This window comes from Eudoraea chungangensis (assembly GCF_029360665.1).
GTDB classification, from domain to species: Bacteria; Bacteroidota; Bacteroidia; order Flavobacteriales; family Flavobacteriaceae; genus Eudoraea; species Eudoraea chungangensis.
The window spans coordinates 182,283-209,052 of the sequence record NZ_JARDUB010000004.1; the positions used below are offsets into that span (position 1 = coordinate 182,283).

Consider the following 26,770-nt stretch of genomic DNA (forward strand, 5'->3'; position numbering starts at 1 on the left):
TTTATGCCAAAACGAAATAATTCCTTGGCACTCTCTCGTAAAGCTCAACGAAATATAGGCAGAATTATCCCTTTTGGCATTATCTGGCTTTTAGGGGGTTGGCTTCAGCTATTTATCCAAGAAGCCGCCACACAAAATCAAAATCTTAATCCTTCAGCCTCTATCACCGTAACCCTTGAGGTATTTGTTTTTGCAAGTATTACGATTACTCTGGTAGGCCTTTTAGTTGGCACTATAGAAGTGCTTTGGCTGGGTAATCTGTTTGATAAAAAATCTTTCTCGCAAAAAATACTATACAAGACAGGTTTTTATAGTTTTTTTCTAACCCTTACCATTCTTATTCTATACCCATTAGCCGCTAGTTTGGAGTTAGATGTTTCTATTTTCGATAAAAAGGTATGGGAAAAGTTTGTAAACTTTCTCAGCAGTATAGAACTGGCTTCCACACTAGTCTCCGTTGCATTCAACCTTTTTATGTCTCTATTTTACTTTGAAATAAGTGAAAATCTGGGGCATGGGATTTTAATGAATTTTTTCACTGGCAAATATCATACCCCTAAGGAGGAGCAAAGAATATTTATGTTTTTAGATATGAAAGCCTCTACAACCATTGCCGAGAGTTTGGGTCATATCCAGTACTTTAAACTATTAAAGGCATATTACGAAGACTTTTCAGAAGCCATAATTGAATATTCCGGGGAAGTTTATCAATATGTTGGGGATGAAGTAGTAATATCATGGAAATATAAAGAAGGTATTAATAATAACAATTGTATTAAGTGTTTCTATCAAATGAAAAATGACTTGGAGAAAAAGGCAGATTATTACCTTTCAAATTTCGAAGTTATTCCCACCTTTAAAGCTGGAATTCATGCTGGCAGGGTTACAACAGGAGAAATTGGGGCTCTTAAGAAACAAATTATATTTACTGGAGACGTGTTAAATACTACTGCCCGTATTCAAGGTCTCTGTAATTCATATGCAGTGGATCTATTAATTTCAAAGACGCTGCAAGAAAAATTAGAACCGGATCCTTCTTATGAACTAATATCACTAGGATCTGATTTTGTAGAAGGTAAAAAAGAAGCAATCGCCCTTTTTACCATCCAAAGAACGTCAGATAAATTATGAAACAGGTTTTTAAAAGAAAAAATCTTCATTTGCTAATTTCTTTGGTAATAGTTCTTCCGGCTGCTCTTATTTATGGTCTTTTCCCATCAATTAGCATTCCATATTTCTTAGACTTTGAAGTAGAATCTGTAGATCTTAAAAGTATTTTTAGAGCTATTATGGGGCTTTATATAGGAATAACTTTGATCTGGCTTTTAGGAGTCTTTAAAAGTAAGTATTGGGATTTAGCCACCCTTTGCAATATCGTCTTTATGGGAGGAATAGGGTTAGGACGACTATTGGGAGTGTTTATAGACGGGATACCCTCACCGGTCTTTTCCTTGGGTATAGTTGGAGAACTAGGCTTGTCTTTTTTTGCCTATTACCAATGGAGAAGATACTCTGAATAAGGAACACTCCTTTAAATCCAGGCTCTAGCGAGAATATTTATGCAAATTTTATGAGAATAGTCTTTTTATTTTCTTTCAGGAAGAGTACATTTGAAATTGGTTTGGATTAAAAAATGAGGATAAGGAGTAAAATTCTGCTTTGGTGCTCTGCATTAATACTTTCTTCGGTATTATTACTGCCGATGGTTTTTCAGGTTTTTCATATATTAGAAAAACATGAGCACAAAGTTTGTGAGGATGTAAATACACATTTACACGAAGTAGCCCTGGATTGCTCCCTATGCGACTTTCACCCTGCGTCCTTAGACTATACGCTAGCAAAATTGCCAGCTTTTTTTACACCCAAATTATTTTATACCACGGTGGAGCTATTTGTTGTGTTTACGCTCGACAATTGTGTTCTTACGAACAAACAGCTGAGAGCTCCTCCCCTTTTGTCTTAATTCCAAAAACAAATGTTTATGATAATTAAGACATCTAATGCGCTACTACGCCTTATTATTACTGTTATTTAGTAGTATTTCTATTTACTCACAAAATTGTAATAATACCCTACAGGGTACTATTACAGATCAACACGATGGTACTTTACTGGTGGGGGCACTTATAATTGTGAGTGAAACTGGTCAGGATGTTACGACTAATGAAAATGGTGAATATGTCATCACTAACCTATGTGATGCGAAATATTCTCTTCAGATTTCACATCCCTTTTGTAACACCAAGGGATTTGAAATTAGAATTAGTCAAAACACCCAGAGGAATTTTAAATTAGAGCATCACCTGGAAGAACTAAATGAGGTAATTGTAAAAGGCAAGGCGAATTCTAACAATACCAGTACTAAGTTAGTTAACGAGCTTTCCGAAACAGAAATTGATCGTTATAGTAGTAGTACTTTTGGAGATGCCTTGAATAGTATTAATGGTGTTTCTTCCTTAAATACGGGAAATACTATAGTGAAGCCTATGATAAACGGACTACACAGCAGTAGAGTAGTAATCATAAACAACGATGTTCGTATGCAAGATCAGGAATGGGGCGCCGAACACGCGCCAAACCTAGATGTAAATATGGCCTCAAAAATTACGGTGGTTAAAGGATCCGGAGCTCTGCAATATGGGGGAGATGCGATAGGCGGAGTGGTTATTGCAGAAACAGCTAAGGTTGCCGTTAAAGACAGTCTTTTTGGAAAAACAATCCTTAGTGGTGCAACCAATGGAAGAGGTGGCGCACTAACAAGTAGTCTAACCAAAAGCTTTGACAGCGGTTGGTATACTACACTCCAAGGTACGCTAAAACGATTTGGAGATTTTGAAGCACCAGACTATGTTCTAAGTAACACAGGACTTTTTGAAAGAGACTTTTCTGTGCGTGTTGGACTTAACCGTTTTGATTTTGGGGTTGAAGGGTTTTACTCCTTATACAAAAACGAGATTGGAATCTTAGCAGCATCCCATTTAGGTAGTGCTCAGGATCAGGTACGGGCCATAAATAGCCCTGTGCCCTTAATTATCAATGATTTTACCTACAATATTATACCTCCTAAGCAAGACGTTACTCATCATCTGGCGAGAGTCAAAGGCTATAAGAGGCTTCATAATATAGGTAAACTGAGTTTGCAATACGACTTTCAAAAGAACAACCGTCTGGAATTCGATGTTAGAAGAGGTGCAAATAGAAATGAGGCATCTATTGATTTACAGCTAGATACACATACTTTATTACTAGACCTCGACTACAAACTCGCAGATGAGTTTCGTATGAAATCTGGAATAATGGGAAGGTATCAGAATAATTTTGCGAACCCAGAGACTGGTGTACGAAGGCTAATTCCGGATTATGATAAATATGAACTAGGAATATATACTTTGGGGGAATATTCCCTTAACGAGCAGTGGCTATTCGAAGCCGGCTTACGATTCGATTACGCCTATATGGATGTTTTCAAATTCTATCGAACTTCGTTTTGGGAATCTCGGAATTACGACGAATTAATTCCTGAAATCATTGTGGAAGAGTTCAACAATCAGATTTTGACCAATCCACAGCCAAGCTTTAGTAATCTATCTGCAAGTGCGGGCTTTACGTATGATATTAACTCTAAGTATAAGCTATTCTTTAATTATGCGCTGAGTTCTAGAGCTCCTAACCCCTCTGAATTATTTAGTGAGGGACTGCATCATTCTGCATCAAGGATAGAACTTGGTGATCTTCTTTTCGACTCTGAAGTAGGGCATAATATTAGCCTAAGTTTTCAGAAGAAAAAAGAAGCCTTTGGCTTTTCAATTAGCCCTTACAGCAATTCAATAAACAATTTTATTGTGCTAGAGCCAACAGGAATTTCACAGACCATAAGGGGTAATTTTCAGGTTTGGGAATACAGACAAACCAATGCGCAGATGCTGGGGATTGATGTAGATGCCTCGTACGACTTTTATCGCAATTTTGGCTTTTATAGTCAATTTGCACTAGTAAAAGGGTATGATGTTGAAAAAGACGAGCCTCTCATAAACCTCCCAGCCGCAAATTTTAAAAATGCCTTAGTATACCAGAATCCAAAGATTAACAACTTATGGCTGCAACTTCAAAGTGAATACGTTTTTCGACAAAATGAATACCCCGACAACAATTTTGAGGTGTTTGTTCCAGAAACAGGAACCACAGAATTAGTAGATGTAAGCACTCCACCGAATGCCTATCATCTGTTAAATTTTAATTCTAATATAGACTTTACTTTAAACCCAAAATCAACACTTTCAGTTGGTTTAACTATTGCAAATATTTTTAATACCTCCTACCGAAACTATCTGAATAGACTACGATATTACGCAGATGACCTCGGCAGGAATTTACTATTGAATATTAAATTGAATTATTAAATAAAAACAAATTTTAAATAAAAATTATATTATTATGAAAGCTATAAAATTTTTATCCATTATCGCACTTACAGGACTTGTGTTAACTTCTTGCTCGGATGACGATGATGCTCCGGAAATCATCAATGAAGAGGAGTTAATTACCACCATGACGGTTACGCTAACACCCAGTACTGGAGGCACAGCAATTACTTTGGTTACAAGAGACCTTGACGGAGATGGTCCTGATGCTCCTTTTATAGACGTATCTGGTAATTTAACAAGTGGTGCAACTTACAATGGTAGCATCGTCTTATTAAATGAGACAGAGAGTCCTGCGGAGAATATTACGGAAGAAGTAGAAGAAGAAAGTGACGAGCACCAATTCTTTTTTACTCCCGGGGGCGGCTTAGATGTAACTACTACCTACTCTAATTTTGATACAGCCGGCAACAATTTAGGGACAGAATTTAGTCTGGTTGCCGGAGCGGTAAGCTCAGGTACTTTGAGTTTTACCCTAAGACATGAGCCAACGAAACCAAATAACGACTTAAGCGACGCTGGCGGAGAAACAGATATTGAGGCTACTTTTGACATAGAGATTCAATAAGAAAAATCATTTAATTCCATTAACCGCTTCTTTTGATGTTTAATAAAAGAAGCGGTTTTTTTGTGTTCTCTTTTTGTTTCTGCAGCGGCCCCTATCCAAAGTTTGATTAAAGAAATTGGGGATTAGGTTTTATTAAAAAAAACTCAAGAGCCTAAAAGAAGAATCTTGGGCCAACATTTTTGCTCCAAAGCGTTAATGGAAAAAGTTTATACCAATCTGATTATAAAGAAAGTCCTTTGGAATAAAGAACTTCCTTTTTTAATATATTCTTATTGATGGCTTTTTTCTTATCTTAACCATCTATAAGCTACTATTGGTAGCAATAGATAAGACCATTAGCTAACTAGCAACCAATAATTTAAAACCCAATCCATGAAAAATTTCTTTCTATTCCTTTTTGCCTTCTGTTTTAGTACTGTATTAGTAGCACAAAGCAAGCTTCTGGAGAGTTTAAGTATGAAAAGTGAGCTCTTAAATACGGAGGTAAAGTATTCTATTTACTTACCTGATGGTTATGAAGATTCACAACGATACTATCCTGTAGTTTACCTTTTAAATGGCTATACAGGAGACGAAACCAGTTGGATAGAGGCAGGTAATATGCAAAGAATTACCGACCAAGAAGTAAATGCAGGAAATATTCAGGAAATGATAATTGTTATGCCCGATGGAGACGACAGATTATACATGAACAGAACGGATGGCAGCTATCCGTACGAAGACATGTTTATAAAAGAATTACTCCCATTCATAGCAAGTGAATATCGTGTTCGAAAAGGAAAGCGTTATACTGCCCTGAGCGGGCTTTCCATGGGGGGTGCAGGATCCTTAAAACTAGGTTTAAAATACGACAAGATATTTGGTGTACTTGCGGCGTTTAGCTCTGCTGTTTTTACAGAAGAATCGGTGACAACTTCCGAGCAAGATGCCATGAACGGGTATGTATCTAAGGCAATGCCGGATATGGTTGGTCTTAAAGGTGAAAAACGTCTAAACAAAAGCTATGAAGAGTACGACGTCCTTCATTTGGTGAAGACTAAAGACCCCGAGCTATTAAAATCCGTAAAAATATACTTTGATTGCGGAGATGATGATTTTCTTACCCTTGGAAATGCGGAATTACACAAGCAACTGATTTTAAAACAAATTCCACACGAGTACCGTGTTAGAGATGGAGCACATACCTGGCCTTTTTGGAGAGAATCGCTACCCATTGGTCTAAAATTTATAAGTGATTCCTTTTGGAGATAGTTATATAATCCTCCAGAGGCGCGGCTCTGTTAATCTCTTAATCCAGGATGGGGCGTGTTAGTCTTAAAAGACTTCATCTAGCCAATGATTCACTATTTTATAATAGTCCTTGTGAACTTTTGCCCAATAAGGAAAATCCGATTCCCCAACATAGTACATAGAGTGATTGGCATCTTCTAAAAGAACCTGCTGAAAATTTAACCTGGCATCCGAATTAATATGAGTGGCAATTATAGCATGACTTTCGGGGGGAATTATTTCATCCTTTGTACCTTGTAGCAGAAGTAAGTCTTGCTTTATTTTATTAAAATATGGCAAGGGGGAATACGTTAATTTAGGGTCTGTCACCACTTCGTCTAAATTTGGCACCCAGACACTTTCAAACCACGGCTGCTGTTCTTCCAAAGCCAGTCTTTTGGTCAGTTCTTCCTTAGAGATCGTACCCCCAATATATTGAAAAACCATCTTTTGCATCTCTGCCGCAACTTCCACTTCTTCTCCTAATTTAGCCCTGTTATTGTTTTTCCATGCATTGATGTCGCTTTCTAGCAAACTAGATCCTGGGCAACTAACTACTATGCCAGCATGAAGTCCGGGTAAAACGGAGAGTAGATATGGCACCTTTGTAGCGCCCTGGCTACTACCTTTAATGGCTATACTATCTAAACTTATGCCGGTAATCTTGGAAAAATATTCTATTGACTTTGTATCGTCGGAAAGCAATTCTTTCATGCTTGCAACCTGCCAATTTCCACTAGAGTTACCAGTACCTCTTTTGTCGTAATGAAAGGTTGTATATCCTCGCTGGGCAAATAATATTGCCTCTGCTCTTGATCCACTACGGTCACCACCCCCAGAAGAGGTTAAGAAAATTAAACCTTTACCATTAGGTTTATTGGGTGAATATATAGTGCCTTCAAAGTCTAATTTCATGTTGCTAAATCGTATGTCCTGAACGGAATAGGTCTTAGCGGTGGTTGAAGGGATCTCCAAAAGCTGGTAAGGAAATACTTCTCCATTCACCACCAAAAGCCCTTTTAGCTCTTCTGTTATAGGGTCCCATTTGTTTTTAAATTGATAGGTATATCGATCACTTTGAAGAAGAAAAGACAGAGAATCTTTATAAACCTCTATATTCCGTGCAGGGATTCCAATAGCATTCTGTTGTAAACTACTGAAGCTTACCATCCAATCATCCGAATCCCTTTGAACTTCCAAACTAAGATCTACCTTAAAATTCCCCTTTTGAAAAGTACCTGAATAAATACCTGGCCTAATTCCGTCTTCTACCTGGCAAACTCCAGTAAAAACAGCAATTGTAAGTACCAAAAGACATAAGTGATATTTCATATTATGCTATTTAATAAAGTAAGGAAGGTCTTATAGTTACAAACACCTCTCTTAAAGGAGACTACTACAACGGGTTTATGTTACAATTTATTCAAAAATTTATTCTACCAAATTGGCTTAATACTCCGATCAATAAGGACTAACACCAATTTTACAATTAAAAAAAATAAAGGATTCCTGAATACTAAAAAAATATTTAGGATATTGTAAAGAGCAGCAAAATACATAAACCTTTGGTTATGCTATTGTTGTAGTAATGGTACTTTAAACTAACCTAAACACAATTATGGAATTAATTATAAGTAATTTAAATAAGACTTATGCCAATGGTGTACACGCCTTAAAAGATGTGAACTTAACCATACCCCAGGGGATGTTTGGCCTTTTAGGGCCAAATGGAGCCGGGAAATCTTCGCTAATGCGTACCCTTGCTACCTTACAGGAAGCCGATTCAGGAAGCGCTACCTTCGGAGACATTGATATACTAAATGACAAAAAAAAGGTTAGAGAAATATTAGGCTATCTCCCGCAAGAGTTTGGAGTTTACCCCAAAATAAGTGCCATCAATATGCTTAATCATATTGCTAGTCTAAAAGGAATAGCCAATAAAGGTGAACGTAAGAGCCTTGTAGAGTCTCTTTTAGTAAAAACCAATCTTTGGCAATTTCGAAATCGGAGTCTGGGCACGTATTCTGGGGGTATGAAACAACGCTTTGGCATAGCGCAAGCTCTTATCGGAGACCCTAATCTTATTATTGTAGACGAACCTACTGCAGGTCTGGATCCGGCAGAAAGGGTTCGCTTTCACAATCTTTTAAGTGAAATTGGCGAAAATACTGTGGTAATACTTTCCACGCATATTGTAGAGGATATTTCTAACCTCTGCAGTAATATGGCCATTATCTGTCTTGGGGAGGTAGTAGCGAAAGGGAATCCCAGCGAATTAACTAAAGAAGTTGCTGGTAAAATTTGGAAAAAACCTGTCGATAAAAATGAACTGGCGGCCTATCAGAAAGATTTTCAAGTTATTTCCACCCATTTAAAAGCCGGTCAGACCATTATTCATGTTATTAGTGAAGAACAACCCCACGCCTCATTTGAAAAAAGTAAAGCGAATCTAGAAGATGTCTATTTTGCGGAAATCACTTCGCGCATGGAGGCCATTGTTGATTAAGTTCCATTCACTAAAACAAAAAATAATGTTTAGACAGATATATTTATTTGAATTAAAGTATAGACTAAAACGACCGGCCACATGGGCATACTTTGGAATTCTCCTGGTTTTCGGATTGATTGTAGCTATTGGGGGAAATGGACCAGTCTCTGAAAAGGTCTTTGTGAATTCCCCTATTGGTATAGCTACTATGCTTATTACCATTAGTATTTTTGGAGTAATGTTGGCAAGTGCTATAATGGGTGTTCCTATTTACAGGGATATAGAACATAAAACAGAAAATTATTATTTCACCTATCCCATTAGTGAAAAAGGATACGTTCTGGGTAGGTTTTTAGGTTCCCTTACCATCCTGTTTTTAATTAGTCTTGGATTTCATGCTGGGCTTATTGCTGGTTTTGCTATTGGTCCTTACGCAGGGTATGTAGAACCAGAACGATTTACAGATTTTCATTTGTCCTACTATTTACAGCCAACATTTATCCTTTATTGGAGTAATTTTTTCGTTTCGGGAAGTATCTTTTTTGCCCTTGTAGCCCTAACCAAGAGAATTATGCTGGCTTATGCCGGAGGAGCCATACTCTTTATCACCTACCTGGTTACCTTAACGCTTACACAAGATATTGAGAATAAAGATTTAGTAAGTCTTTTTGATCCCTTTGGCTTTGGCACCTATTCAAATGTCATCGATTACTGGACCCCAGAAGAACAAAATACCAAAACAGTTCCAATTACCGGAATGTTAGTATGGAATCGTATACTTTGGGTGGGGATAGGCCTACTTGCCTTGCTATATACCGTATTTAAATTTGATTTTCAACGTTTCCTCAACCGAAAATACAGCACTAAAAAAGTTAAAATACAGAATGAGACTGTAAATGTAAGTGCTGTTTTGGAAAGAATTCCGAGCGTAGAAAAAGTATACTCTAAAAGTTTAAACCTTAAAATACTTCTGGATTTAGCGAAAATGGAAGTTAAAAATATTGTAAAAGACAACTTCTTTATTGCAATATTAATAGCGGCAACGCTTTTTCTGTTTTTTGATGGTTGGTATGGCTTTCCGCTTTATGGGACTCCTTCCCTCCCTACAACTTATTATATGTTAGAGGTGAAGGATTTTAACTTTATCGTCCTGATGTTTGTTCTAATTGTCTTTATGACAGGGGAAGTGATGCATAGAGAACGAGGTGTAAACTATGATCAGATTTTTGGATCCCTTCCTATTCCAAATGGTGTGATCTATGGTTCCAAGTTTTTAGCGCTCATTTTTATCAGCTTTTTGTTGGTAAATTTAGTCTTAGTAAGTGGGGTTTTTAACCAAATCACCAAAGGGTATTACGACTTTAAATTCGGTATGTATTTTACAGATTTATACCTTATTGAGTTTCCGAAGTATATCACCTTTGTAATGCTCGCATTTTTCGTGCATTCGGTGGTAACAAAAAAATTTATTGGCCATGTGGTCGCCATTGCCATTTGGACCCTCCTTTTTGCCATAAACAGTTTTATGGATGTAGACAATAACCTGTATTTATATGCCTACGCACCCGGTTACACAATATCAGACATGAATGGCTTTGGGCATTTTGGAACTGCACTTTTTTGGTTTAGAATATATTGGCTGGCGTTCGGTGGCTTATTGGCGTATTTAGGTTTTCTACTTTGGAAACGAGGTACAGATACTGGAAGAAAATCCCGGTTACGCTTAGCCAAAGGGAGGTTGAACAAGGCTACCATCTCTACTATGATAATACTGGCGGCAATCTGCTTAGGTAGCGGACTCTACATAAATTACAATACGAAAACTATAAATAACTACCAAACCGAAAAAGCCGGTACCATAGCCAGTGCTGAATACGAAAAACAACTTGGCAAATACAATAGAATTGATCAGCCCAAAGTTGTGGATGTTAAATTAGAAGCGGATCTTTTCCCTGAAAATCGGAGTGCGACCATAAAAACAGTTTACAAACTAGTAAATAAATCAATCAGGCCCATAGATTCGTTACATTTAAATTGGGGTAGTCCGGGAATATTTCACAAGGAAGTAGAAGCCTTTAAGATAAATGGAAGAACGCCAGTACTTGGACGGAAATATGAGGATTTCAATTATGAAATATATGCATTGGGCACCAGAATGAACCCAGGAGATACCTTGGTTATGGAGCTTACCGTTACAGGCAGCTTTAAAGGCTTTCCCAATGAAGGAAGTGGAAGACAAATAGTCTACAATGGAACTTTTATGGATAATTCATTTTTTCCTTCGTTTGGATATGATACGCAAGAAGAACTGACAAGTGATCAGGACAGAAAAAAATACGAACTCCCAACCAAAGACTATAGCCTTCCCTCACAGAACGATGGCTGGGGCCTTAAAAACCTTCTTTTCAATGACGATGCAGACTATGTTACTTTCGAAGGGACAGTCAGTACAGCCCCCGATCAGTTGGCTATAATGCCTGGGTATTTGCAAAAAGAATGGGAAGAAAATGGACGTAAATATTACAGCTATAAAATGGAAGGCGACCTAGACTTCTTTTATAATATTTCTTCTGCCAGATACGAAATATACAAGGAGGTTTGGACCGGTAAAAATGGCAAAAAAGTGAATATTGAGATTTTTCACCATCCCGAACACACCTATAATATTGACCGCTTTGTTAAGAGTGTAAAGCATTCCTTGGATTACTTTTCAGAAAATTTTGGTCCTTACCAATACCGCCAAATACGGATTATGGAATTTCCGCGTTATGCTGGTTTTGCCCAATCATTTCCCAACACAGTTCCTTTCTCGGAGAGTTTTGCCTGGGTAGGAAATTTTAGTGACCCTGAAGATTTAGACTATGCCTATTTTGTTACCTCCCATGAGGTAGCCCATCAATGGTGGGCTCATCAGGTAACTCCATCAGCAACTAGGGGTGCCAATCAAATTTCAGAATCAATGGCCGAATATGCAGCCTTGATGGTAATGAAAAAAGAATATGGTAGAGATGCCATGCAACGCTTCCTAAAAGAGGAATTGGACGATTACCTAAGGGGTAGAGCCAACGAAAGTAAATTTGAAAAAACACTACTAGACAATGATAATCAGGCATATGTCTGGTATCAGAAAGGTGCACTTATTCTATATGCCCTGCAAGATCTAATAGGGGAGAAAACCTTAAACAAAGGTTTTGAGCGTTTTGTTGATTCTGCATTGTACAGACAAAAAGCACCTTTTGCCACAAGTCTGGAATGGTATGATTATATTAAATCGGTCACCCCAGATTCTATAAACTATTTTTTAGAGGATAGTTTTGAAAAAATAACCCTTTATTCTAATAAAACCAGTGAAGCCATCTATAAAACCTTGGAAAATGGTAAATATGAAATCACTATTAATATAGAAAGTTCAAAAAGTTATTTCGACGGGAATGGAAAGCTCTTGGATTCCCCTCAAAATCCAAATCTCATAGAGATTGGTGTCTTTGGTGAGGACAAGAAAAATAAGGCTGGGATGACCATTAAATCCCCAATAATCCTAGAAAAGAAGTGGATAAAACCAGGGAAAAGTAGTTTTACCTATGTAGTAGACAACCTGCCCTTTAAGGCTGGAATTGATCCATATAATAAGATGATAGATAGGATTCCGGACGACAACCTGGTGACTATTGAGGAATCTTCCGATTAATCACAAAGAAGTCTTATCTACTTTTATTCCTAAAAATATATTACCAATAATAAAACCTAATACCATGAAACCATCCAAAAAGTCGCGCAGAGAATTTTTAAAGAAATCCTTAACAGCCTCCGCAGGAATAAGCATTGTGCCAAGTTTTGCCATAAGTGGTCTTGGACATAAAGCGCCGAGTGACAAACTAAATATTGTTGGTATAGGGGTTGGCGGGAAAGGAATGCACAATCTAAATGCCATGAATTCTGAAAATATTATTGGCTTATGTGACATCGATTGGAACTTTAGCAAACCTTGTTTTGATTTATTTCCAAGGGCAGCAAAATTTTACGATTGGCGAAAAATGTTCGAAGATCTGGGTCCTTCTATCGATGGGGTAGTTGTAGCTACTGCAGATCATACCCATGCAGCCATTGCCGCCACTGCTATGACTATGGATAAACACGTTTATTGTCAAAAGCCACTTACCCACTCAATCTATGAGTCGCGATTATTGACAAAATTAGCAGAAAATTATAAGGGAGCTACCCAGATGGGAAATCAAGGTAATTCTGGCGATGGAGTACGACAATTATGTGAATGGATATGGAATGGAGAAATTGGAGAGGTAAAGGAGGCACATGCCTGGACCGATCGTCCTATCTGGCCTCAAGGACTGGAACGTCCGAAGGAAAAAATGCCAGTTCCAAAAAATTTTAATTGGGATCTGTTTATTGGTCCGGCCAAAAAAAGGCCTTATCATGAGGTATATACCCCATGGAACTGGAGAGGATTTTGGGACTTTGGCACAGGGGCATTTGGAGATATGGCTTGCCATGTCATGGATCCTATTTACAGGGCTTTAAAGCTCAAGTACCCCATTGCTATCTCCGGGAGTTCTACCAGCTTAAATACAGAAAGTGCTCCGAATGCGGAGAAAGTCCGTTTCGATTTTCCCGCCAGAGAAGCGATGGCAAAGTTGCCACTACCAGAAGTGCAAGTGCACTGGTATGACGGTGGGCTCTTACCAGACAGGCCAGAACTACTCGCTGATGGGGTTCCTTTATTAAGAGATGGCTTAGGGGGATGTATGTTTATCGGGACAAAAGATACACTGATATGCGATAGTGGTGGATTTAACCCAAGATTATTATCCGGAAGGGTCCCAAAGGTAACCCCCTACCTTCGCAGAATCCCCGACATGGTAAAATATATAGACGGACCTCATGAACAGGACTGGATTAGGGCGTGTAAGGAATCCCCTGAAAATAGAGTTAATGGATCTGCCCATTTTGGGTATGCAGGTCCCTTTAATGAAATGGTCCTACTGGGAGTTCTTGCCATTAGGTTACAAGGACTCAACAAAACCCTCGATTGGAATGGGGAGGCCATGCGCTTCACCAACATTTCAGAAAACGATACCATGGAAGTCATAGAATCTTTTCATTTCGATCGCAAAAATGGAAATCCCAACTGGGATGTTAAAAGACTTGAGATAAATGCCTACCAAGCTGCTCGGGAGTTCATTAAGCACACCTATCACAATGGATGGTCTTTACCTTCTATGGGCTAACTATACTGTATTAAGACGGAATTATTAAAATCCTAATGAGTGAGGTTATATATAATGGACATATCCTAATATAAAAAACTATAAAACGCCAGACATAGGTTAAATCTTAGTCTATAATAAAGGGTACTTAGAAGATTATTTCAATCTTTTAATTTTTAAAAGTAACTGAAAAGTGCCACAACGCCGTTGTAAGAAATTATGCAAGAAAATATTAAAGAAGCACCTAAACCCAGATTTATCCAAAGACTTGTTCTGTAGTTTTTCATTATTTCCCTGTTGTTTATAAGTAGTAAAATTCCAAAAATAACTAGCGGTAAAACAAAAACATTGAATACCTGTGATACAATTTGCATTTCTATAGGATTAGCACCAAAAACAGGAACAATAAGGGCAAACAAACAGGCAATAGCCGTTATAACCCTAAACTGCCGGGAGTTTGTATCTAACTTTCCAGATTGATAATCTGCTAGAAGGATAGGCGCTATTAACAAACACGGGAAAATGGAAGACAGACCTGCACTAAGCGTTCCAAAGAAAAACAGGGTCAGTGCAAACTTTCCGGCTATGGGCTCCAAGGTATTTACCATATCCAACACCTTGGTAACTGGCTCCCCTTGATGAAAAAGAGCTCCACTGGCCACGGCCATAACCGAACCACTTATTATAAATACCAGTACAGCAGCTATAATGGCATCTTTTTTCTGCTGTTTTAAGTTATGAATCGTCCAACCTTTACCCTGTACAAAGAGCGGGCGTGATAAGAATGTAGCCGCCGCCATGGTAGTACCAACAAATGCTGCCACCATCATTTTGCCACCTTCAACTGCAGGAATAGAAGGCACAAGACCTTGTAAAACCTCTATTGGCAATGGATAAACCATAAATAAAGACACAAGAAAAGAGAGCCCCATTATGGTAACAAAGACTACCAAAATTTTTTCAAAGAAAGTGTATTTACCTACGAGTAATAAGGAATACATGACGGCTATAACTACAATAGCAATGATTAGAACACTCTCGTACCGTACTCCTTCCAATTGGGGAAAATAGATAAGAAATATTTCAAAAAGGATATTTGCTGAAATACCCAAAATACCCATTAAGGAATTCCATTGACCAAAAGATATCCCAACAATAATAAGGATAGCGATAATTTTACCACCCCTGATATGCTTTTTAAAACTAAATAAGGCCGTTTCACCTGTAATCAGTGTATAATTACCATAAACATACATTAACAAACCAGAAAATATACAACTTATCAGGAGTACCCATAATAATTGCATCCCATACGTACTTCCTGCCACTATCATTGAAGTAACGCTTCCGGTACCAATAGTATATCCTATGGCAAATATTCCCGGGCCAAAAGCCAAAATTAATTTTAGAAACTTTTTGAAAAGAGAATTTGAAGGTTTGTTTTCATTCATAATCAATGTCTAGTGAGTAAACCAGGGGATATTATAGTATCGGAGAAAACTCTTTGGATTTATAAAAAAGTTCCTCTTCTATTAATTCCGTAATTCGGCAATTAGTGCCAAGGTAGAACTAACCCTTTTCTCTAAAGAAATAAAATCCTTATTCGCAAGAATTTCCTTACTGATAAGTTTTGAACCCATGCCAACGCATACTACGCCAGCATCGAACCATGCCTTCAAATTAGCCTTATCCGTGCTAACTCCGCCGGTTGGCATTATACTTGTCCATGGTTGTGGACCCCTAATTGCCTTAACAAATCCAGGTCCGTAAATATCGCCAGGAAAAAGTTTTATTATTTCGCAGCCCATTTCTTCTGCCCTATTTATTTCGGTTAATGAACCACATCCAGGTGACCATAATACCTTACGCCTATTGCAAACTATGGCGATATCTTCTCGCATAGAAGGTGTTACAATGAAATTGGCACCCATCTGTAAATAAAACGAGGCCGCCGCAGCATCCGTAATAGAACCAACACCCATTATTAGTCCGGGAAGCTCCTCTAGCGCATATTTATTAAGCTGAGAGAAGACTTCAAAGGCAAAATCTCCTCTAGCAGTGAATTCTATTAGTCTAGCACCTCCTTTGTAGCAAGCTTTTAAGACTTTCTTACCCAATTCTACGTCGGGATGGTAAAACAAGGGTACCATTCCCGTCTCACGCATTACGTTTGCAACCTGAATCCTTGTGTACTGTGCCATTTAAAACAATTTATCTTACTACTCTTCCAGAAGCATCGCCCCCCATTAATTTTTGTACCTCATCTACGGTAACTAAGTTCGCATCGCCTTTTATAGTATGCTTTAAACAAGAAGCGGCTACTGCAAAATCTAGGGCATTCTGATCGTCCTTAGGATACTTAAGCAAACCGTAAATTAGTCCTCCCATAAAAGAATCACCCCCACCTACTCTATCAACAATATGGGTGATTTGATACTGTCTGGTCTCATACATTTTCTTGCCGTCATATAACACTCCTGCCCAAGTATTATGAGAGGCTGAAATGGATCCCCTAAGTGTTGTAATCACCTTTTGTGCTCTTGGAAATTTTTCCATCATTTGTTTACAAACAGATAAAAAGGCTTCCGCCTTTACGTCGTGTCCTTGCTTCGTTATGTCTAATCCTTCTGGTTTAATATTAAAGTGTTTTTCAGCATCTTCTTCATTACCCAAAATTATATCACAATAGGAAGTCAATTCTGTCATAATTGCCTCCCGGTCACCCCCATATTGCCATAATTTGGCACGATAGTTTAAGTCTGTCGAAATAGTAATTCCCCGTTTACTGGCTGCTTTAACTGCTTCTAAACAAACATCTGCCGCATTTTGGGATATTGCTGGTGTGATTCCCGTCCAATGGAACCATCCAGCGTCCTTAAAAACTTCGTCCCAATCTATCATCCCTAATTCAATTTCGGAAATAGCAGAATGTGCCCTATCGTAAACTACTTTGCTTCCCCTACTTACAGAGCCAGTTTCCAGAAAGTAAATACCAAGTCTATCTCCTCCGTAAATAATTTTTTCTACGCCAACACCTCTTTTTCGCAATTCCATGAGGGCACATTGCCCTATGTCATTGTTAGGCAATCGTGTAACGAAGTCTACGGGTACACCATAATTTGCCAAAGACACGGCCACATTAGATTCTCCACCCCCGTATATAACATCAAAACTGGTTGTTTGGGAAAACCGCAAAAAGCCTGGAGGGGCCAAACGCAGCATTATTTCTCCAAAGGTTACTACTCTTTTCATCTTAGTCTTATTTTTTATACTAAATTCCTAGCGCCTGACCGCCACCTATTTGGATTGTCTCGGCCGTAATAAATGAGGCGTCGTTACTTGCCAAAAACGAAATAACGGAAGCTACATCTTCTGGCTGACCCAACCTCCCTAGCAAGATATTGTTTTTCCATGAAGCAAAGACCTCTGGTTTTGTTGATTTTATTTGGGCATGAAATGGAGTGTCTATGGTACCTGGAGAAACGGCATTTACCCTTATCCCATATTCAGCAAGATCTTTTGCCAAAGCCCTAGTTATAGAATGAACACCCGCTTTTGACGTCCCATAGATTCCTGCTCCCGGTCCACCGGCCGTCCATGCGGCATTGGATGTAAAATTAATAATTGAACTGTTTTCTCCTTTTTTAAGATAAGGTATTGCCGATCTTGAAGCAAAAAATACAGAATCCAGATTAAGTGCCATAACTTTTCTGTAGAACTCGGTAGACATTTCTTCAAACCTCGATCTGCCGCCCAATCCGCCGGCATTGTTAACTAAGACATCTATTCGTCCATATTTTTCTCCTATTTTTTTAATATTTGCGCTTACCGCTTCATCATTGGTAACATCAAAACCATAGTATTCCGCATTTATTCCTTCTTTGGCAAGTTCTTCAACTCTTTTAGCACCTATTTCATCTTCAATACCGTTTAACACAACAGTATATCCGTCTTTACCTAGTCTTTTTGCTACCTGGAAACCGATACCTCCGGTTGCTCCTGTTATTACTGCTACTTTATTCATTTAGATTCTTGTTTTATTTTTTGTTATATATTTTTTAATCAATTTATTTTCTCAATACGCTCTGGCATCTACTATTTTCACTTTTCTGATAAAAAAGAATATTGCTAGGACTGCAAGAATTACAGAAATTGTGATTGCCACAAATGCGGGTATATATGAGCCTCCTTTTGTAATTTGTCCAATGAACCAATTCATTATCATTGGGGATACTGCAGCAACTGTACCGGCTAATCCGGCTAATGTCCCTACAGATGGCCCGCTTAATAAATCGCTTGACAATGTTTGGATGTTACCGATAGCAAATTGAAAGCCAAATAAGGCAACACCTGCCAGATAAATGAAGGTCATAAAATTCGTTTCTTTAACGAAAAGAATTATACCCACGAATCCTATGATTATTAAAGCACTTCCTAATACAATGCTTAATTTCCTTCCCACATCCACTGAACTTCTTTTAATGGCCTCTTCCGTAAACATACCACCTAAAATACTGCCAGCAGCGGCCATCAAATAGGAGATCCACATGGTATTACCAATTTCTTCAATACTTAGATTGAACTTTGAATTGAGATAGATGGGCATCCAGCCAGCAAAGAACCACCAAATAGGTTCAATAAAGAAACGGCACGACAGTACGCCCCAAGATTCCTTGAAACCCAGTATTTTTGCTAAACTCAAACTCTTACCTTCAGTTTCCTCAGTTTCAACCGCATTTCGCGCATTATCACTTAAAATGAACTCACGTTCTTTCTCAGCAATCCATGGGTGGTTTTTAGGGCCAGTTTTATTCAATATTAACCATGGAATAACCCATAGTAAGCCAGCAAGTCCTAGTATAACATATGTTGCCTTCCAACCAAATTTCGAGTAAAGGAATACTATAATGATTGGTGCTATTACGTTCCCTATAGATGCACCAGAATTGAATATGCCTTGTGCCAGAGCTCTTTGCTTGGCCGGGAACCATTCACCATTACTTTTTACGGCACCTGGCCACAATCCTGCTTCTCCTATCCCCAAAAGACCTCGAACTAAAGACAGCGATATTATGCCTTTGGCGAAGGCATGAAAAGCAGCTGCAAGAGACCAAACAATAATAGAGAGAGTAAATCCTATTCGAGTTCCAATCTGATCGTACAATCTTCCTGAGAGAAACTTACTTAAGGCATATGCCGCCATGAAAATATTTAAGAGAAATGCATAGTCGGATTTGTCCATTCCTAAATCCTCCCCCATTTGTGGCCACAACAGTGCAAATGCTGTTCTATCTATGTAATTAATGACAGTTGCAACAAAGATTAACCCAATAATCCACCATCTTAGTCCTTTAACTTTCATATTTTCTTTATTTAAAAGGGTTTGGTGCTAAAATTATCCACAGAAACACCTTTAGCTATAAAATCAGATTCCAGATTCGTTAGCATTTTCAAGACTTTTCAATAATATAAGGAGTAACTTATTCAATTAAAGCTGAAAGATTCTCATCGTAAATTCGATTTGATAAAATTTCCCTCCAACGGTAATTCATGTGATCATAAGTATTTTGTTAATACTCACAATATTATTCTTCATTTATATTATAGCAATATTGGTACAACATTTTAAAGTGTACCTTCATTTTTTCTTTTGCCAAACGTGGGTTTTGTTGTTCAATCGCGGAATAAATATCCTCGTGTTCCTGCATTCCTTTAAAGGCCTGGTCTACATCACAGACATGATATTTTTCAAAATTGGTTAAAATACCCGGAGTTATAATAAGCATTAATCGATTCATAGTCCTATTACCAGAAGCTTTAGCAATAGCTAAATGAAAAAGTAAATCTTCCTGTACTGCATCTTCACCATTTTTCACCTTAACATTATACGCATCCAGATAAGTCCGCATTGAAATGAGATCATCCGCTGTACGTCTTAATGCAGCCAATCTTGCAGTTTTTAATTCCAATAGTATTCTAGTCTCCACCAAGGATTTAAAGTTAGGATCTTCTAAAGTCAATATGTCCTCTATCATTCCATTCATAGCGGTAACGCCAATATTTGCTACAAAAGTCCCACTTTGAGGGATAGACTTCAATATTCCATAAAATTCTAAATTTTGTATGGCTTCTCTAACATTACTTCTACTTACACCAAACTTTTCTGAAAGCGATCTTTCCGAAGGCAACTTATCCCCAGGTTCCAGATTCTTGTAATTAATAAGATTACGAATCTCAGAAATTATAGTGTTTTGAATTTCACGATTCTCACTTTTAGTAAAGACTTCTAATTTCATAGATATCAATTTTTAATTCAAAATTGGTTAACCAGACTAGTTCGCTAAATTTAGAACAAATAGATCTAACATAAAAACTACTTAGTTTTAATTAAGGAATACCGGCCCTTTTAATAGGCCGGTATTACCTATTGTAAAAAACTAACTCAAACAACTATTATTATATTCTTTCATTTCTAATCAATTTATCTCCAATACAAAAACTCTTAGCTCGATGTACATTTATTTAGAGAGACGAGCTGAATATTACAACTAGTACCCAGCGTTTTGCGTAATCACACCGTCGGTTGCAAGAATTTCTGAGATAGGAACAGGAAATACATAGTAATTAGGATTTACAGCTTCTCCAATTTCAGCATCAACAGCTCCTGTTCTCACCAAATCAAACCACCTATGTCCTTCAAAGGCCAACTCTAGTCTTCTTTCATCTAGAATAGCCTGTCTAACCTCAGCTTGCGAACTTGCCGTTCCTGTTAAACTATTTAAACCTGCTCTCGTTCTTATGTCATCCAGCAAGGGAAGCACTGTTGAAGCCGGAGCACCATTTTCGTTGAGGGCTTCTGCATATAATAGAATTATATCTGCTAACCTCATTTCTATCCAGTCATGTTCAGCACCTAGGCCTCCATCTTTAGGAAATTTTATAGCGGTAGTTCCCTCTGCACTAAGCGTAACAGCTCTTCTTAAATCGGTTCCTCCACCATTTAGATCACTGGCATCAAAAGCAGCAACTAAATCAGGGTCTACAGGAAAATCAGATTTGGAATCATCTCCAACAAACCAGTTCCAGAAGCGAGACGCAAATGCATATTCATCTACTATAGAACCTACTATTTGTGTTGAAAAAATAATCTCTGTATTACCAGCCTCGTAGGCGGCACCAAAAATTTCACCATAGTTGGGTATTAAGCTTATACCCGCCGCTGCAGCTCCATTTACAACTGCGGCTAGATGTTGTTCAGCACTTCCATAATTACCCATGGAGGCATATACTTTCCCTAATAATCCCTGAGCTGCAAGTTTGGATGCTCTACCATCTACAATTTCAACTCCTAAGGCTGCTATAGCATCGTTCAAATCAGGAATGATAACATTGTTGTAAACCTCAGTGGCTGGTTGCCTTACTAAAATTGAGGTATCTGTTAGGCTTGGTTCAGCCGATAAATTTACCGTAACATCTCCAAACACCTGCACCAATTTAAAGTAAGCCAGGGCTCTCAAAAATTTAGCTTCTCCTATTTCCTCAGCATCGGAAGAGTTTTCAATTACAATATTCGCACTTAATATTGATTTATATGAAGCCGTATAGAACGGGCCAAAAAATTGATCCTCCATGTCTGTTAAATCACTATTAAATCTATCAAACGCAGGATATGGCTCTTCGAACATAAAAGCATTGTCCGATCTAAATTCGCCCATAACAGCCATTGGTGTAACAGATGCAAGCTGGTAGTAATACGCTGCGTTCAAAACTCCAGCAAAATCTTCCAATGAATCTGAACTAGCGATGTTTGGCGGGAATTGATCCAAATCATTATCACATGCTGTAAATAACAGCAAGGATCCTAATACTAATCTATATATTGTTTTCATTTTTTACTTATTTAAAAATTAACATTTAAACCAAACGTATAGCTTCGAGCAATAGGGCTTGCACCAACCTGTACTCCGTAGGTAGTTGGACCCAAATAACCACCATTTGTAATCTCAACACCTTCAGGGTTATAAGAGGTATAATTACTGCCCCACAGATATAATAAGTTAGTGGCTGCAACGTATAGTCGTACAGAATTAATGCCTATCTTGTTTATTACATCCGGATCAAGTGTATAACCTATTGTTAAATTTCTCAGCGCTACGTAAGAAGCATCTTGTATCATAGCGTCTGTTTGCCTTCTGTTCCCTATGTAAAACTCTCCATTGTTATCCGCAATACCGTCATCGTTAACATCGAAAGTATCTACCAGTCTTCCACTCCATTGTGACTCATAATAAAGTGGGTCTATGTTATAGACCTCACCTCCGTGAGATCCCTGGAATTGGAAGGACATATCAAAATCATGTAATTTTATTGAACTATTCAATCCCCAGTAAAAATCAGGAGTATTTTGACCTATTTTTACCAAATCTCCGCCATCCTCTACACTTTTTGTATTGTCAATAACACCATCTCCATTTTGATCAACCACATAGGATTCTCCAGTGGTATTGTTTGGATGTCTTGTACCATCTTCTAAATAGATCATTTCAACATCTCCAATGGTCTCCAATCCCCACATTTCTCCAATTTCTCCACCTACATAATTTCTAAATACAGGACCTCTACCACTTTGGCCATAAATCGTTTGAGGTAATTCTTCTAGACCACCCAAATCTGTTATTTCTGTATTTACGGTTGATAGGTTAGCTCCCAGGCTCCATGTAAAATTCTCCTTACTGAATATTGTTGTATTCAAGTCAAATTCTACACCTGAGCTTCTTACATCCCCTGAATTCAAGACTATTGAAGTAGTACCAAGTACCTCAGAAACACTTTGATTAATCAACATATCCTCAACGTCCGAAGTATAATAGTCTACACTTAATCGCACACGGTTACTGGCAAAGCCTAAATCAATCCCGTAGTTTCTCTCTGTATTGGTTTGCCATGTCAAATCTGGATTAGCCACATTCGACGGAATTAAGAATCCTGTTCCATAAATAGTTGCTTGCGGCTCTAGTAGACTAAGTGCATCGTAAGAACCTAAAAATGATGTGGTTCCTAAAGACCCTGTACTAAATCGTGGCTTTATTAAACTGATGGCATCAGAGTTGTACCAAGACTCATTATGTATATTCCAACCTGCCGAAAGCGCCGGGAATGTTTCATACCTATTATTCTCTCCAAAACGGGAATCTCCATCTCTTCTAAGGGAAAAAGAAAATAAGAATCGATTATCATAGGCATAGTTAACTCTTCCAAAAAGACTTTCCCTTACCCTAGTCTCATCTCTTTCTGTAACGGTAATATCCGCCGGATCAAATAAATTGAAATTTTGAATGTCCGTATCTGGTACATTAACGGCATTCAAAGCAGTTCCATTTAATTTGGTAGTTTGAAATTCAATCCCACCAACAGCCGAAATATCATGTTTACCATATGTTTTGGCAAAATTTAAAGTAGTCTCACTTACAACAGTGCTTACTTTTAAATCTGTTTGATCCATATAAGTCTGACTGGTTCTAGCCCTGGAGTCAAATCCAAGTAGTCTATGCTGATAGAATTGTGTGTCCGTAATATCTCCCCCTAATACGGTTTTTATATTGAAGCCGTCAATAAATTCATATTGCAAAAAAGTGTTAACATTGGCGTAATATGTTTTTTGCCAACGATCTGTATTATCCAGTTTAGTCGCGGGACCTGCATCTCCAGACCCTCCAATACCATTATTTGCTCTTCCATAATGCCAGTCTTGTGCCGACATCCCTGGCTCTAACTCATAAATACTGCTCGCTTCATAAGTTGATCCTCTGTAACCATTGTCGAATGGTGCCAGGCCAAGAGCTTGTGCCTCTTGATCTAGCTGCTGAACAAATGCAATAGACTCTTCCGTGTGGTAAACCGGATGTACACCATAAGCTCTTAATAAATCTCGCATGTCATGACCAAGTATCTTTCTATTGGATGTAAATCCATTAAGACTTATTCCTGTCTTGAACTTCTTACCCAATTTTGCCTCAATATTTGCCCGAGCATTCATCCTTTCAAAACTTTCGGTGATCATTATTCCTTTTGTATTTTGATAGCCAACGGATGCAAAGTAGTTTACATCATCGCTTCCTCCAGTTACACTAAAGTCGTGACTCGTTGAACTACCATTTCGAAATAACCAATCTTCCGGACTTATGGCACCAGGCGAATTTTCGTAAGCGTTTAATCTGTATTCCACAAATTCTGGATCTATTTGTGAAAGATCCCAATTTCCTGCGGCAATCTCATTTCTTGAAATAGCAGCCCATTCTGGACCTGATTTAAGAATATTTTTACGGTATTTACTAGAGAAACTAGTAAAATTATTGTAGGAAAAACTAGCTTTCCCTGTTCTTCCTTTTTTTGTGGTTACCAAAATAACCCCATTGGCACCCCTAGAACCGTAGATGGCAGCCGATGCAGCATCTTTTAGCACTTCTAAACTCTCAATGTCGTTTGGATTAACTGTTGATAGATCTCCAGAAATTGGATAACCATCCACAACAATTAATGGGTTAGAATCTCCACTAATAGAGGAGGCTGCCCTAACCTGAATTTTTGGAGCAGCACCAGGAGAACCATCCTGCTGTTGAATCAAAACACCAGGCAACTTTCCACCTAAGGCGTCATCCACCCGAGTGGCTTGTATTGCCGCGATATCACTTCCGTCTACCTTGGCAACAGCACCCGTCAAAGATGATTTCTTACGGGTACCATAACCAATTACAATTACTTCATCAAGCTCTGAGGTGTCTTCCTCCAAGCTTATGTTAACTGCAGTTTGATTAGTAATTGCAATGGTCTGTGAAGCAAATCCGATATACGAAAATGTTAATGATTCGCCACTTGTAACACTGATAGAGTAATTACCATCAAAATCTGTCTGCACCCCCCTCGTCGTGTTCGTCACAACAATATTTACGCCAGGAATTGGAACATCATCCGAGGCAGACACTACCGTACCCGATACGGTAAATTCATTTTGAGCCATTAACGGAATGCTAAAAACCAGCAATCCAATTAAGGCCAAGTACGTTTTAAATTTCATTTGTCATCGTTTTATTATTAGTAGTAAAGTTTAGTCGATATATAAAAATATACCTTGATAGAAGTTGTAAGTAACTTTATCGATTTTCAACTCCAACTAAAAACAATTTTCATGGAAAGTCAGCAAATTTTGCTATTTTTGAAAATATGTTTATAGTAAAGTATAACATGTATTGAGTATTACTTCCTTCCAAAATGAAGTAATAAAATTTAAAAGGATAGGCGTGCACCTGTCCTTTTTTTTGTTTATATGGGAACTAGTTTCATAAGATCGTTCAGTTTGTTTATTAGTTAATTGTTAATTCATGTATTTATTGGTTCACCACACTGGTTTACCAAATTGGTTTACCAAATATATGTTATTTCTTCGTTAAAAAAAATTTAATTAAAAATTTAACATTCTCGGCTATTAAAGTTTTGAAAATGAGCACATGACATTCTTTTTCGTTCGCGGTTACATGTTATAAACACCGCCATTGATATCAAGGGTAGCGCCTGAAATAAAGCCATCATATTCTGACGCCAAATATAAAACCGCTCTTGCCACATCATCTGCATTACCGGCCCGTTTAATAGGAATATTCGCTGTTGTCTCTGCCGCTGATTCTTCCGTTGTATGGGTATTATGGAAGGAAGTACCCAAGATAAGACCAGGAGTAACTGCGTTGACCCGTATTCCCTTTGGACCCAACTCTGAGGAAAGCGCCCTGGTAAATGTTAGTATGGCACCCTTGCTGGTGGAATAGACCAACGAACCTGGATGTCCTCCCTTGCGCCCGGCAAGCGATGCCAAATTAACAATACTGCTGTTCTCATTTTTTGCCAGATGTGAAACGGCAGCTCTAGTAACAAACATCATAGAAGTGAGGTTGATATCCATTACCTTTTGCCAGAATTCCAATGTCATTTCACTTAACATTCTTCGTGCCACAAGTGAACCGGCGTTGTTAATCAATATGTCTAATCCTCCAAACGCTGCCACCGTTTGTTCAACCAAAATATTTGCATCAGCTTCTTTTGTTAAATCTCCTCCAATAGCCACCGCTTTTTGTCCTTTACTAATAGCATAAGAGGTCAATTGCTCTGCCGTATCGGAACTGGAAAAATAGTGAATGGCAACATTGGCGCCACTATCAATAAGGTGTTTGGTGATTGCCTCCCCAATTCCCTGAGCACCCGCAGTAATAAGTACGTTTTTTCCGGTTAATTTAATGTTCATATTCTCTAGATAAAGCTTTTTTTTCCAATCCTGCACTCATTAGGTTTTCCTAGAAGAATCTACCTGGGTGCAGCTATTTTTGTTTCGATCCTATTTATCTTTAAAGTAAGATACCGCCTCACCACTTAAAAAATCTTCTCTTACCGGGCTAAATGTGTCAATTAACATCCCTTCTTCCAAACAGACTGCACTATGCAATAAATTAGGTTCAATGTAAACCCCATCTCCTGCTTCAACAATTTTCTTTTCACCATCAATTTCAAATTCAAACTTTCCGGAAACGCAATAGGTAGCTTGGGTGTGAAAGTGTTGGTGAGGAGCGCCCAATGCTCCTTGCTGGAACTTCACTTTTACCATCATGATTTGGTTATCATAGCCTAAAAATTTTCTCGATACTCCTCCTCCAAGTTCTTCCCACTCTAATTCTTTTGAAGTAATATACTTTTCACTAAATCTTTGCATAATTTAACTGTCTTTTCTATTTGAAATTTTCAGGACCTGTCTATTAAC

At 38.1% G+C, this 26,770-nt stretch carries 20 protein-coding genes; 9 read left to right on the top strand and 11 right to left on the bottom strand.

Annotation, left to right across the window (positions count from 1 at the left end):
• Window positions 1-3 precede the first annotated feature (3 nt).
• From PXG98_RS10810 to PXG98_RS10835, 6 genes are all read left to right on the top strand, one after another.
• Window positions 4-1,131, top strand: coding sequence for an adenylate/guanylate cyclase domain-containing protein (locus PXG98_RS10810; RefSeq protein ID WP_276391016.1), 1,128 nt, complete (start codon window positions 4-6; stop codon window positions 1,129-1,131).
• Window positions 1,128-1,520 (top strand): DUF4345 domain-containing protein, encoded by a 393-nt coding sequence (locus PXG98_RS10815; RefSeq protein ID WP_276391018.1) that lies wholly within the window; start codon window positions 1,128-1,130, stop codon window positions 1,518-1,520. The genes PXG98_RS10810 and PXG98_RS10815 overlap by 4 nt, the downstream gene beginning before the upstream one ends.
• 113 nt (window positions 1,521-1,633) lie before the next feature.
• Window positions 1,634-1,963 (top strand): hypothetical protein, encoded by a 330-nt coding sequence (locus tag PXG98_RS10820; RefSeq protein WP_276391020.1) that lies wholly within the window; start codon window positions 1,634-1,636, stop codon window positions 1,961-1,963.
• Window positions 1,964-2,000: 37 nt separating this feature from the next.
• Window positions 2,001-4,400, top strand: coding sequence for a TonB-dependent receptor (locus tag PXG98_RS10825; RefSeq protein ID WP_276391021.1), 2,400 nt, complete (start codon window positions 2,001-2,003; stop codon window positions 4,398-4,400).
• A gap of 34 nt (window positions 4,401-4,434) precedes the next feature.
• On the top strand, window positions 4,435-4,989 hold the full coding sequence (locus PXG98_RS10830; RefSeq protein ID WP_276391023.1) for a type 1 periplasmic binding fold superfamily protein: 555 nt from the start codon (window positions 4,435-4,437) through the stop codon (window positions 4,987-4,989).
• A 372-nt stretch (window positions 4,990-5,361) separates the two neighbouring features.
• Window positions 5,362-6,240 (top strand): alpha/beta hydrolase, encoded by an 879-nt coding sequence (locus tag PXG98_RS10835; protein ID WP_276391025.1) that lies wholly within the window; start codon window positions 5,362-5,364, stop codon window positions 6,238-6,240.
• Between the two features lie 63 nt (window positions 6,241-6,303).
• On the opposite strand, the gene PXG98_RS10840 is transcribed toward PXG98_RS10835, so the two are convergent.
• Complete coding sequence (locus PXG98_RS10840; RefSeq protein ID WP_276391026.1) at window positions 6,304-7,590, bottom strand: alpha/beta hydrolase family protein; 1,287 nt, start codon at window positions 7,588-7,590, stop codon at window positions 6,304-6,306.
• Between the two features lie 286 nt (window positions 7,591-7,876).
• Here PXG98_RS10840 and PXG98_RS10845 point away from each other — a divergent pair, with 286 nt between their 5' ends.
• The 3 genes from PXG98_RS10845 to PXG98_RS10855 all read left to right on the top strand — a co-directional run bounded on the left by PXG98_RS10845 (window position 7,877) and on the right by PXG98_RS10855 (window position 13,989).
• Complete coding sequence (locus tag PXG98_RS10845; RefSeq protein WP_276391028.1) at window positions 7,877-8,764, top strand: ABC transporter ATP-binding protein; 888 nt, start codon at window positions 7,877-7,879, stop codon at window positions 8,762-8,764.
• A gap of 25 nt (window positions 8,765-8,789) precedes the next feature.
• The gene (locus PXG98_RS10850) at window positions 8,790-12,434 is read left to right on the top strand and encodes an ABC transporter permease/M1 family aminopeptidase (RefSeq protein WP_276391030.1); all 3,645 of its coding nucleotides are present in this window, start codon (window positions 8,790-8,792) and stop codon (window positions 12,432-12,434) included.
• Window positions 12,435-12,498: 64 nt separating this feature from the next.
• The gene (locus PXG98_RS10855; RefSeq protein ID WP_276391031.1) at window positions 12,499-13,989 is read left to right on the top strand and encodes a Gfo/Idh/MocA family protein; all 1,491 of its coding nucleotides are present in this window, start codon (window positions 12,499-12,501) and stop codon (window positions 13,987-13,989) included.
• A 155-nt stretch (window positions 13,990-14,144) separates the two neighbouring features.
• Here PXG98_RS10855 and PXG98_RS10860 read toward each other — a convergent pair whose 3' ends face one another.
• The 10 genes from PXG98_RS10860 to PXG98_RS10905 form a co-directional block, all read right to left on the bottom strand.
• Window positions 14,145-15,419 carry an Nramp family divalent metal transporter gene (locus PXG98_RS10860; RefSeq protein WP_276391032.1) on the bottom strand — a complete coding sequence of 425 codons (1,275 nt, stop codon included), beginning with the start codon at window positions 15,417-15,419 and terminating at the stop codon, window positions 14,145-14,147.
• Between the two features lie 81 nt (window positions 15,420-15,500).
• Window positions 15,501-16,169, bottom strand: a complete 669-nt coding sequence (locus PXG98_RS10865) for a bifunctional 4-hydroxy-2-oxoglutarate aldolase/2-dehydro-3-deoxy-phosphogluconate aldolase (protein WP_276391033.1) — start codon at window positions 16,167-16,169, stop codon at window positions 15,501-15,503.
• 10 nt (window positions 16,170-16,179) lie between these two features.
• On the bottom strand, window positions 16,180-17,220 hold the full coding sequence (locus PXG98_RS10870; RefSeq protein ID WP_276391035.1) for a sugar kinase: 1,041 nt from the start codon (window positions 17,218-17,220) through the stop codon (window positions 16,180-16,182).
• 19 nt (window positions 17,221-17,239) lie between these two features.
• Window positions 17,240-17,992 carry an SDR family NAD(P)-dependent oxidoreductase gene (locus PXG98_RS10875; RefSeq protein ID WP_276391037.1) on the bottom strand — a complete coding sequence of 251 codons (753 nt, stop codon included), beginning with the start codon at window positions 17,990-17,992 and terminating at the stop codon, window positions 17,240-17,242.
• Between the two features lie 51 nt (window positions 17,993-18,043).
• Window positions 18,044-19,330, bottom strand: a complete 1,287-nt coding sequence (locus PXG98_RS10880; protein WP_276391038.1) for an MFS transporter — start codon at window positions 19,328-19,330, stop codon at window positions 18,044-18,046.
• A 223-nt stretch (window positions 19,331-19,553) separates the two neighbouring features.
• Entirely contained in the window at window positions 19,554-20,264 is a 711-nt protein-coding gene (locus tag PXG98_RS10885; protein ID WP_276391039.1) for a FadR/GntR family transcriptional regulator, read from the bottom strand.
• 252 nt (window positions 20,265-20,516) lie between these two features.
• Window positions 20,517-21,857 carry a RagB/SusD family nutrient uptake outer membrane protein gene (locus PXG98_RS10890; RefSeq protein ID WP_276391042.1) on the bottom strand — a complete coding sequence of 447 codons (1,341 nt, stop codon included), beginning with the start codon at window positions 21,855-21,857 and terminating at the stop codon, window positions 20,517-20,519.
• Window positions 21,858-21,868: 11 nt separating this feature from the next.
• Window positions 21,869-25,042, bottom strand: coding sequence for a SusC/RagA family TonB-linked outer membrane protein (locus tag PXG98_RS10895; protein WP_276391044.1), 3,174 nt, complete (start codon window positions 25,040-25,042; stop codon window positions 21,869-21,871).
• A gap of 453 nt (window positions 25,043-25,495) precedes the next feature.
• Window positions 25,496-26,260: an SDR family NAD(P)-dependent oxidoreductase gene (locus PXG98_RS10900; RefSeq protein WP_276391046.1), complete on the bottom strand. Its 765-nt coding sequence runs from the start codon at window positions 26,258-26,260 to the stop codon at window positions 25,496-25,498.
• A 90-nt stretch (window positions 26,261-26,350) separates the two neighbouring features.
• The gene (locus PXG98_RS10905) at window positions 26,351-26,722 is read right to left on the bottom strand and encodes a cupin domain-containing protein (RefSeq protein ID WP_276391047.1); all 372 of its coding nucleotides are present in this window, start codon (window positions 26,720-26,722) and stop codon (window positions 26,351-26,353) included.
• Window positions 26,723-26,770: the final 48 nt, after the last annotated feature.

Excerpts from the sequence above, each read along its gene's own strand:
- PXG98_RS10850 (WP_276391030.1), top strand. The coding sequence starts at position 8,790 with ATGTTTAGACAGATATATTTATTTGAATTAAAGTATAGACTAAAACGA.
- PXG98_RS10860 (WP_276391032.1), bottom strand. The coding sequence starts at position 15,419 with ATGAATGAAAACAAACCTTCAAATTCTCTTTTCAAAAAGTTTCTAAAA.
- PXG98_RS10835 (WP_276391025.1), top strand. The coding sequence starts at position 5,362 with ATGAAAAATTTCTTTCTATTCCTTTTTGCCTTCTGTTTTAGTACTGTA.
- PXG98_RS10895 (WP_276391044.1), bottom strand. The coding sequence starts at position 25,042 with ATGAAATTTAAAACGTACTTGGCCTTAATTGGATTGCTGGTTTTTAGC.
- PXG98_RS10870 (WP_276391035.1), bottom strand. The coding sequence starts at position 17,220 with ATGAAAAGAGTAGTAACCTTTGGAGAAATAATGCTGCGTTTGGCCCCT.
- PXG98_RS10820 (WP_276391020.1), top strand. The coding sequence starts at position 1,634 with ATGAGGATAAGGAGTAAAATTCTGCTTTGGTGCTCTGCATTAATACTT.
- PXG98_RS10810 (WP_276391016.1), top strand. The coding sequence starts at position 4 with ATGCCAAAACGAAATAATTCCTTGGCACTCTCTCGTAAAGCTCAACGA.
- PXG98_RS10885 (WP_276391039.1), bottom strand. The coding sequence starts at position 20,264 with ATGAAATTAGAAGTCTTTACTAAAAGTGAGAATCGTGAAATTCAAAAC.
- PXG98_RS10825 (WP_276391021.1), top strand. The coding sequence starts at position 2,001 with ATGCGCTACTACGCCTTATTATTACTGTTATTTAGTAGTATTTCTATT.
- PXG98_RS10865 (WP_276391033.1), bottom strand. The coding sequence starts at position 16,169 with ATGGCACAGTACACAAGGATTCAGGTTGCAAACGTAATGCGTGAGACG.
- PXG98_RS10875 (WP_276391037.1), bottom strand. The coding sequence starts at position 17,992 with ATGAATAAAGTAGCAGTAATAACAGGAGCAACCGGAGGTATCGGTTTC.
- PXG98_RS10815 (WP_276391018.1), top strand. The coding sequence starts at position 1,128 with ATGAAACAGGTTTTTAAAAGAAAAAATCTTCATTTGCTAATTTCTTTG.
- PXG98_RS10905 (WP_276391047.1), bottom strand. The coding sequence starts at position 26,722 with ATGCAAAGATTTAGTGAAAAGTATATTACTTCAAAAGAATTAGAGTGG.
- PXG98_RS10855 (WP_276391031.1), top strand. The coding sequence starts at position 12,499 with ATGAAACCATCCAAAAAGTCGCGCAGAGAATTTTTAAAGAAATCCTTA.
- PXG98_RS10830 (WP_276391023.1), top strand. The coding sequence starts at position 4,435 with ATGAAAGCTATAAAATTTTTATCCATTATCGCACTTACAGGACTTGTG.
- PXG98_RS10880 (WP_276391038.1), bottom strand. The coding sequence starts at position 19,330 with ATGAAAGTTAAAGGACTAAGATGGTGGATTATTGGGTTAATCTTTGTT.
- PXG98_RS10890 (WP_276391042.1), bottom strand. The coding sequence starts at position 21,857 with ATGAAAACAATATATAGATTAGTATTAGGATCCTTGCTGTTATTTACA.
- PXG98_RS10845 (WP_276391028.1), top strand. The coding sequence starts at position 7,877 with ATGGAATTAATTATAAGTAATTTAAATAAGACTTATGCCAATGGTGTA.
- PXG98_RS10840 (WP_276391026.1), bottom strand. The coding sequence starts at position 7,590 with ATGAAATATCACTTATGTCTTTTGGTACTTACAATTGCTGTTTTTACT.
- PXG98_RS10900 (WP_276391046.1), bottom strand. The coding sequence starts at position 26,260 with ATGAACATTAAATTAACCGGAAAAAACGTACTTATTACTGCGGGTGCT.